At 59.4% G+C, this 1215-nt stretch carries 2 protein-coding genes; one reads left to right on the top strand and one right to left on the bottom strand.

The window, feature by feature from the left end:
- A partial coding sequence (locus KGL31_04025) for an NAD+ synthase (GenBank protein ID MDE2321070.1) occupies positions 1-683 on the top strand: 683 nt, incomplete at its 5' end.
- Between the two features lie 164 nt (positions 684-847).
- Here the strand turns inward: KGL31_04025 and KGL31_04020 are convergent.
- On the bottom strand, positions 848-1215 hold a 368-nt coding region (locus tag KGL31_04020), incomplete at its 5' end, for a nitric-oxide reductase (GenBank protein MDE2321069.1).

Raw genomic sequence — 1215 nt, 5'->3', positions numbered from 1 at the left:
TCGGCGCCGAGGCCCTCGGCGCCGAGAATGTCTGGGCCCTCCTGATGCCGTACCGAACCAGCAGTCCGGGGAGTCGGGAGCACGCCGAACTGGTGGTGAAGCAACTCGGCATCCAATCCGATGTCATCGACATTACGCCGATGGTGGATGCCTACTTCGAACGGTTCCCCGAATCGGATCACGTTCGCCGCGGCAACAAAATGGCCCGCGAGCGGATGACCATCCTCTTCGACCATTCAGCCAAGCTCAAGGCGCTGGTCCTCGGGACCAGCAATAAGACGGAACTGTTGCTGGGGTACGGCACGCTGTATGGCGATATGGCCAGCGCCATCAATCCACTGGGCGACCTGTACAAGACACATGTTCGGCAACTGGCGCGCCACATGGGCATTCCTGAGGCCATCATCCAAAAGGCACCCAGCGGCGACCTCTGGGTTGGGCAGACCGACGAGACAGAGCTTGGCTTTACCTACGAGGAGGTTGATCGGGTCCTCTATCTGATGGTAGACCGCCGTTACGAAATCCCTGAGATCATCGCGGCCGGATTCGACGAGCGATTCGTCAGAGCCGTTCTCGCGAAGGTCCAGGCCTCCCAGTACAAGCGACGCCTTCCCCTCATCGCCAAGATCTCCGCTCGCACGATCGACCGCGAGTTCCGCTATCCCCGCGACTGGGGCAAGTAGTAACACCGTTACCGAGTCGCCACGCGTAGAGCCTAGGCGGGTATTTCGAAACGGGGACTGACCCCAGGAGGGGCCGCCTACGTAAAAAACAACACCCCCCAGCACAACCTGACCGTTGTGCTGGGGGGTGTTGGAATAAGGTTGGACTTCTCTATGCCGTTAGACTAGAACGCCTCGTCTCCGGCTGCCCACGCTTCTCTCTCCTTCGCTTTCTCCTTGTCGTAGATGGTCCATTCGCCTTCCTCAACGACAGTGGCCTCGCGGACCATCCGCCCTGCCCTCGACAGAATGAAATAGGCTAGAGGCAATACACCGCCAAAGAGGAAGATCGCCCCACCAACCGTGCGCATCCACGTCAAGGTGATCCACACGTTATCCGTTACGTGCGCCTGCGCTCGAGCAGCCCAGAGGCCTTGCTTGAAGACGGTCGAAACCTGATACAGGCCAACCGGGAACAGATCCAACATCATCATCAGCACCAGGCCGACCTGCAGCGACCAGAACACGCCCTTGATCAGCTTTTCATTCCAGG

It is taken from the genome of Candidatus Methylomirabilota bacterium (assembly GCA_028870115.1).
GTDB lineage: Bacteria > Methylomirabilota > Methylomirabilia > Methylomirabilales > Methylomirabilaceae > Methylomirabilis.
This window is presented reverse-complemented; position numbering and strand designations above follow the sequence as displayed.